Raw genomic sequence first — 7,172 nt, forward strand, 5'->3', positions numbered from 1 at the left:
TGCCGTCCCGGCCGGGACGGCTCGCCGACGTCCCCTCCTTCGACCGGGGCATCGGCGGCGCGGAGTCCAACACGGCGTGCGTGCTGGCCGCCGCCGGGCACTCCGCGCGGTGGGTCAGCCGGGTGGGGGATGACCCGTTCGGCGACCATCTGGTCGAGGCGATCGGCGGGTACGGGGTCGACGTGGCCCACGTCCGGCGCGACCCCGCCCGCCCCACCGGCATCTACTTCCGCACCGCCGGGGACCGGGCCACCGACGCGCACGAGGTGGCCTACTACCGGGCCGGTTCCGCGGCCTCGGCGATGTCGGTCGGCAATGTGGACCTGGACGCGGTCCGCGCCGGCCGCGTGCTGCACCTGTCCGGGATCACGGCCGCGCTGTCCGGGACCTGCCGGGACCTGATGCGCGAGCTGACCGCGCGCCGGCCCGGCCGCCCCCTGGTCTCCTTCGACGTCAACCACCGGCCCGGTCTGTGGGGCGACACGGACGCCCCACAGGTGCTGCGGGACCTCGCGCGGGGCGCGGACCTCGTCTTCGTCGGGCAGGACGAGGCCTGGGGCCTGCGCGGCGCCGAGGCCGTCCGCGTCGCCCTCCCCGAACCCGAGGTGCTGGTCGTGAAGCAGGGCGCCGCAGGAGCCACCGTCTACGAGGGGCGGAACGTCACCTTCGTGCCCGCCCCGCGGGTCGACGTCGTCGCCGCCGTCGGCGCCGGGGACGCCTTCGCCGCCGGGTTCCTCTCCGCCACCCTGCGCGGGCTGCCCGTCCGGGACCGGCTGCGGCACGGGCACCTGCTGGCCGCCGCCGCGCTCACCGCCCCCGGCGACCTCGCCGCGCCGCCCGCCCGGGAGCACGCCGACCGGCTCGCCGCCCTGGACGACGCGGCGTGGGGGAGACTGCGACTCGGCCCGGGCTGGACCGACGACACACAGCGGGCCCCCGAGGAGGTACGCACGCCATGAGCCAGACCGTCGACCGCGCGCTCAGCATCCTGCCGCTGCTCGCCGAGGGCCCCGCCGACCTGGGGCAGGTCGCCGACCGCCTCGGCGTGCACAAGTCCACGGCCCTGCGCCTGCTGCGCACCCTCCACGAACACGGCCTCGTCTACCGCCAGTCCGACCAGCGCTACCGCCTGGGCGCCCGCCTCTTCGCCCTCGCCCAGGAGGCGATGGAGAACCTCGACGTCCGCGAGATCGCCCATCCCCACCTGGTCCGCCTCAACGAGAGCTGCGGGCACACCGTGCACCTCGCCGTGTACGAGGAGAACGAGGTCCTCTACATCGACAAGGTCGACAGCCGCTATCCGGTGCGGATGTACTCCCGGATCGGCAAGCCCGTCGCCATCACCGTCGCCGCGGTCGCCAAGCTGCTGCTGGCCGACCTGCCCGAGCACGAGCGGCGGGCGGTGGCGGAGAAGCTCGACTACCCCGCGTACACGGCCCGTTCGACACCCAGCGCCGGCGCGTTCCTGCGCGAGCTGGAGAAGGTGCGCGAACAGGGCTGGGCCACCGACCTCGGTGGTCACGAGGAGTCCATCAACTGTGTCGCCGCGCCCATCCGCGGCGCCGACGGCCGGGTCGTCGCCGCGATGTCGGTCTCCGCGCCGAACGTCGTCGTCACCGCCGACGAACTCCTCACCCTCCTGCCGCAGGTGCGCCGTACGGCGGACGCCATCAGCGGCGAGTACTCCGGCAGAACACCAGTGAAGGGCACCGCATGACGGACAAGACCGCGCTCACCCCCAAGACCCACACCACACCGCCGGCGAAGTTCTCGCACGGTGTGCGGAAGGGCAACATCCTCCAGGTCGCCGGCCAGGTCGGCTTCCTGCCCGCCGAGGAGGGCAAGCCGCCCACGCCCGCCGGGCCGACCCTGCGCGAGCAGACCCTCCAGACCCTGGCCAACGTCAAGGCGATCCTCGAAGAGGGCGGCGCCGGCTGGGACGACGCGATGATGATCCGCGTCTACCTGACGGACGTGGCCCACTTCGCCGAGTTCAACGAGATCTACAACGCGTACTTCGACGAGCAGGGCCTGACCCAGCCGCCCGCCGCGCGCACCACGGTCTATGTCGGCCTGCCCGCGGGCCTCCTCGTCGAGATCGACGCGCTGGCCGTCCTCGGCTGACCCGGCCCCACCCCGTCTGTTCCCAGGCGCGGCGCCCCCGATGCGCCGCGCCGCGCTCCCCCCTACCCAGAAGCCGCATGCCCTTACGCAGAGGACCCCCGAATGTCCCTTCCGCTCGCCGCTTCCGCCCCTGCCGAGACCCCACCCCACACCGGAGGCCTCCTCCTCCTGGTCGACGGCACGACCGGACTCCTGCTCACCGCCGCGCTCGGCATCGGGCTGCTGCTGTTCCTCATCATCAGAATGAGACTCCAGCCGTTCGTCGCCCTGCTCGCGGTCTCCATAGCCGTCGGCCTCGCGGCCGGCCTGTCGGTCACCGAACTCTTCGGCACCGTCCAGAAGTCGGACGCCGTCTCCACCATCGAGTCCGGCATGGGCGGCATCCTCGGCCATGTCGCGATCATCATCGGCCTGGGCACCATGCTCGGCGCGATCCTCGAAGTCAGCGGCGGCGCCGAGGTGCTGGCCGGACGCCTGCTCGGCCTGTTCGGCGAGAAGCGCGCCCCGCTCGCCATGGGCCTCACGGGCCTGATCTTCGGCATCCCGGTCTTCTTCGACGTCGGCATCTTCGTCCTGGCACCGATCGTCTACGCCGCCGCCAAGCGCTCGGGCAAGTCGATCCTGCTCTACTGCCTGCCCCTGCTCGCGGGCCTGTCGGTCACCCACGCCTTCCTGCCGCCGCACCCCGGCCCGGTCGCCGCCGCAGGCCTCCTCCACGTCGACCTCGGCTGGGTCATCCTCATGGGCATCGTCTGCGGTCTGCCCGCCGTGATGGCCGCGTGGGCGTACTCGGCGTGGATCGGCCGCCGCATCTTCGTCGCGGTGCCGCAGGACATGGTCGAGGCGGCGGAAGAGGCCAGGCAGGCAGTCGTCGACGAGCAGCGGGCGGCCGGCACGGAACCGCGCGAACAGCCCGTCTCCCTCGGCACGGTCCTCGGCATCATCGGCACCCCGCTGGTCCTCATCCTCGCCGCGACGTTCTCCTCGATCGCCCTGGACCCCTCCACCCTCCGCTCGGTGATCGAGTTCTTCGGCAACCCGTTCGTGGCGCTCACCCTCGCCCTGTTCCTCGCGTACTACCTGCTCGGCATCCGGCGCGGCTGGTCCCGCAAGTCGCTGGAGACGGTGTCCACGGCGTCCCTGAAGCCGGTCGGCAACATCCTGCTCGTGGTCGGCGCGGGCGGCGTCTTCGGCGCGGTCCTCAAGGCCAGCGGCGTCGCCCAGGCCCTGTCCGACACGTTCAACGACGTGGGCCTGCCGGTGCTCGTCCTGTCGTACCTGATCTCCGTGGTGCTGCGCGTCGCCCAGGGCTCGGCGACGGTGGCGATCGTGACGACGGCGGGCATCGTGGCACCCCTCCTGTCCGAAGGGGACCACTCCCAGGCCTTCGTCGCCCTGGTCATCATGGCCATCTCGGCCGGCTCCATCTTCGCTTCGCACGTCAACGACGGCGGGTTCTGGATGGTCGCCAAGTACTTCGGCATCAGCGAACGGGACACGCTCAAGTCGTGGACCGTGCTGGAGAGTGTGCTGTCGGTCGCGGGGTTCGTCGTGGCGGCGGTGCTCAGCCTCTTCGTGTAGGGGTCTGATAACGAAGTCGGGGCTGGCTGTGTGCGGCACAGGTTTGTCGACCATACTGCTCCGCTGTGGAGCAGCGCATAGGTTCGAGCAGCCAGCCCCTGGAAGGCGCCGGATTCGACCCGGCCTTCATCCCCGGGCTCACGTCACCCGCGTCCGGACGGACGGAGGACGACGAGCCGGAGAAGGAGCCCGAGGTCGCCGACGCCGAGGAGTCCGCCCCCGAGCAGGAGGAGACGGCCGAGGCAGCGTCGCCCTCCGAGCCGGAGGAGGACGCCGACGCCGACGGTCCCGTCTTCGAGGCGTCCGACCGCCGCGCGAGGATAGTCGCCGACCACAGAGGCGTACGCCTGTCCCTGGACGACCAGGAATGCGAGTTCCGCTGGGACGAGATCGGGGCGGTCGAGACGGAGACCGCCCGCTTCGGCAAGCGCTACACCGTCACCGTCCACACCCCTGACCGGCGCTGGTACCCGATCGAGATCGAGGCGCCGGCCAGGAGCCGTTTCACCGAGTGGGACGAGCAGTTGGACGCGGTTCTGGACGCCTACTTCGAGGAAGACGCCGGGTAACTACCGGCAGTACTGGGCTTCCTTGCCGATCGACCGGTACATGCAGTCCGAGTTCTCCAGCAGTTGCAGCACCGCATCCCGGTTACGGGAGGTCTCCCGCTCGATCACCTCGTCGGGCGGGTAGAACCCACCCCCGCCGGAGCGCGGATACATCTCGAAGGTGTACGCGAAGATCTTGTGCGTGCCCCAGAGGTAGTCGTCGATCGACCCGTCCGTGATGTACAGGTCGCTGGACTGCTCCGCCGTGTACCCGTTGCTCGCGGCCATCTTCTGCCCGACCGACTTGAACGCCGCGTTGTCGTCCGCGGTCATCCCGGTCGTCGTGTCCGAGTACGTGTAGCCGAACGGCCACAGCACCAGCTCGCTGTACGTGTGGAAGTCGACGCCGGCCTTGATCTGCTGCACCCCGCCGACGACCCGGCTGCGCACGAAGTCGGCGACGACCTTCACCTCGGGCGCGGATTCCGCCGCCGCGCCCCGGTACGTCTCGGACGACGTCGAGCCGGAGGAGCCGCCGCAGCAGCCCCAGCGGTAGTTCCAGTTGCGGTTGAGGTCGGTACCGACGTACGAACTGCCGCTGTTGGGCTGGCGGTTCTTGCGCCAGGAGCGGTACGACCCGGTCGCGATGTCGTACTCGCCGCCGTCGGGGTTGATGTCCGGGACGATCCAGATCTCACGGTTGTTCACCATGCTGGTGACGCGCGCGTCGGAGCCGTAGTCGGAGGTCAGTTCGCGCAGCAGGTAGAGCGCCATCTCGACGGTGAGGTGCTCGCGGGCGTGCTGGTGGTGCGTGAACAGCACCTCCGGCTCGGACTCGTCGCTGCCCACGTTGTCGCTGATCTTGACGGCGACGATGTCCCGGCCCTGGTAGGACTTGCCGATCACGCGCCGGCTCGCGATGGACGGGTTGGCCGCGACGATCGAGTCGATCTCGCTCGTCATCTCCGCGTAGTTGTGGTAGCGCGAGTCGGCGGACGGGAAGTCGTAGAGCCGGACGTCGTCCTCGCCGGCGGACCGGTCGGGCACCGCGCCGAGCGGCGTGACCTCGTAGCCCAGCGCGCGCAGCTTCCTGATCTGGTCCGCGCGCCCGGAGACGACGACACCGTGGCCGTGGACCTCGTCCACGGTCACGCCGGTGCGCTGGAGTGCCGTGCGGTCCTCGGCCGTCGCGTGCAGGTGGATCTCGTACTGCCGGACGTCGTCGGCCGCGGGGACCGCCTTGGGGGCGCTGTCGGCGGTGGCGTCCGAGGTCGTCGCGGTCAGGGGTGCCGCGAGGACGAGCGCGAGGAGGGCGGCGAGGGCGGCGGTGCGTCTGCCGGTGCGGGCACCGGAGCCTCGTATGCGGAGTCGCATGAAATCTCCTTGTGGGAGGTGGGGTTGTTCCGTGCGACGTACGTGGTGCGGGTGGCGCACATCGTTCTGCTAATGGCATGAGCAGGTCAAGGCGGAAAGCGGTCGCGCATGGTACGCGGGCGGCGCGGCGGTCGAGCTGTCCCGGTCGAAGTACACCCACGGGTGTGAACCGGGCGTGCATATATGTACGCAACGGGGGAGAGTGAGGACCCGCGCAAGAGGAGCCGGAATGTCCGGATCCTCGGACCACACCCCCAGAGGACTGGCTGATCATGGGCGGATCAGCGCCACGACGGGACCACCAACTGCCGGTCGAGACGACCAGCTTCGTCGACCGGCGTGGCGAACTGACCCAGGGCCGCGAGCTGCTGACCCGCGCACGGCTGGTGACGCTGACCGGGCCGGGCGGCGTCGGCAAGACCCGGCTCGCCGCGCGCATCGCGGCCCGGGTGCGGCGGGCCTTCCCGGACGGTGTGCGCTTCGTGCACCTCTCCGGGCTGCACGACCCGGCGCTCGTGCCGCTCGCCGCCGCCGACGCGCTGGGGCTGCACGACCACTCCGCCCAGCCGCCGCTGGACGCCCTCGTCGAGCAGGTGCGGGACCGGCGGCTGCTGCTCGTCGTCGACAACTGCGAGCATCTGACGGGGGCGTGTGCGCAGCTCGCCGCCGCCCTGCTGCGCGGCACCGAGGGCGTCCGCGTCCTCGCCACCAGCCGGCACCGGCTCGGCCTCACCGAGGAGCACCTGCTGGAGGTGCGGCCCCTGCCGGTGCCCGACCCGGACGGCGACCTCTCCGCCGCCGAGGGCTATCCGGCCCTCACGCTCTTCGCCGACCGGGCCGCCGCGGTCGTCCCGGGCTTCCGCCTCACCTCCGACAACCGCGCCTCCGTGGCCCGCCTGTGCCGCCGCCTGGACGGCCTCCCCCTCGCCATCGAACTCGCCGCCGTCCGGATGCGCGTCCTCGACGTCGACCAGCTCCTGGACCGTCTCGACGACCGCTACCGCTTCCTCACCACCGGCAGCCCCGCCGCCCTGCCCCGCCACCAGACCCTGCGCGCGGCGGTCGCCTGGAGCCACGACCTGTGCACCGGCCCCGAGCAGCTGGTGTGGGCCCGGCTGTCGGTCCTGGCGGGCAGCTTCGACCTGGCGACGGCGGAGGCGGTGTGCGCGGACGACATCGCGGTCGGCATCGGGGAGCCCGACGCCGGGAGGGGAACGGGCCCGGCGCGGGCGGAGGCCCTCCTGCCGGGCGGGGCGGGCGCGGATCGTGTCCCGGGCGGGGCACGCGGGGCCCGTCCCGATGTGCCGCCGGGCGACGCCCGGTTCACCGGCAGCACCGGTGAACGGGCCCTGCCGGTGCAGGTGTGGGCGGGGACGGTGACGCTGCCCCCGCTCGACGGCGGTCCGGGGAACGTGGTGCGGCCCATGCCGGCTCCGGCAGGCGGGCCCGTGCCGTTGCCCGTGACGCGCCCCGAGTCCCTGATCGTCCCGAGTCCCGGGCCCGGCCCGGGCGGCGGCCTGATGCGGCCCCCGTCCGTGCCGGGCC

Annotated in this window: 7 protein-coding genes; 6 read left to right on the forward strand and 1 reads right to left on the reverse strand. The window is 72.1% G+C overall.

What is annotated here, in order from left to right; genetic code table 11:
- From CCL05_RS23745 to CCL05_RS23765, 5 genes are all read left to right on the forward strand, one after another.
- On the forward strand, positions 1-959 hold a 959-nt coding region (locus CCL05_RS23745; RefSeq protein ID WP_086562507.1), incomplete at its 5' end, for a sugar kinase.
- Positions 956-1,717, forward strand: a complete 762-nt coding sequence (locus CCL05_RS23750) for an IclR family transcriptional regulator (RefSeq protein ID WP_086562508.1) — start codon at positions 956-958, stop codon at positions 1,715-1,717. The genes CCL05_RS23745 and CCL05_RS23750, both read left to right, overlap by 4 nt.
- A complete protein-coding gene (locus tag CCL05_RS23755; RefSeq protein ID WP_086562509.1) occupies positions 1,714-2,124 on the forward strand; it encodes a RidA family protein in 411 nt (136 codons plus the stop codon). The genes CCL05_RS23750 and CCL05_RS23755 overlap by 4 nt, the downstream gene beginning before the upstream one ends.
- A 102-nt stretch (positions 2,125-2,226) precedes the next feature.
- Positions 2,227-3,705 carry a GntP family permease gene (locus CCL05_RS23760; protein WP_086562510.1) on the forward strand — a complete coding sequence of 493 codons (1,479 nt, stop codon included), beginning with the start codon at positions 2,227-2,229 and terminating at the stop codon, positions 3,703-3,705.
- A 65-nt stretch (positions 3,706-3,770) separates the two neighbouring features.
- Entirely contained in the window at positions 3,771-4,274 is a 504-nt protein-coding gene (locus CCL05_RS23765; protein WP_086562511.1) for a hypothetical protein, read from the forward strand.
- Here the strand turns inward: CCL05_RS23765 and CCL05_RS23770 are convergent, their stop codons facing one another.
- Entirely contained in the window at positions 4,275-5,627 is a 1,353-nt protein-coding gene (locus CCL05_RS23770; RefSeq protein ID WP_086562512.1) for a M14 family metallopeptidase, read from the reverse strand.
- 272 nt (positions 5,628-5,899) lie between these two features.
- Here CCL05_RS23770 and CCL05_RS23775 point away from each other — a divergent pair.
- Positions 5,900-7,172 (forward strand): ATP-binding protein (locus CCL05_RS23775; RefSeq protein WP_244204381.1); only part of this gene is annotated, 1,273 nt, incomplete at its 3' end.

Origin of the sequence: Streptomyces africanus (assembly GCF_002150735.1) — a bacterium.
Classification (GTDB): Bacteria; Actinomycetota; Actinomycetes; order Streptomycetales; family Streptomycetaceae; genus Streptomyces; species Streptomyces africanus.

Bases quoted from the DNA above. Each gene is read 5' to 3' on its own strand.
- CCL05_RS23760 (WP_086562510.1), top strand. From the start codon at position 2,227: ATGTCCCTTCCGCTCGCCGCTTCCGCCCCTGCCGAGACCCCACCCCAC.
- CCL05_RS23770 (WP_086562512.1), bottom strand. From the start codon at position 5,627: ATGCGACTCCGCATACGAGGCTCCGGTGCCCGCACCGGCAGACGCACC.
- CCL05_RS23750 (WP_086562508.1), top strand. From the start codon at position 956: ATGAGCCAGACCGTCGACCGCGCGCTCAGCATCCTGCCGCTGCTCGCC.
- CCL05_RS23755 (WP_086562509.1), top strand. From the start codon at position 1,714: ATGACGGACAAGACCGCGCTCACCCCCAAGACCCACACCACACCGCCG.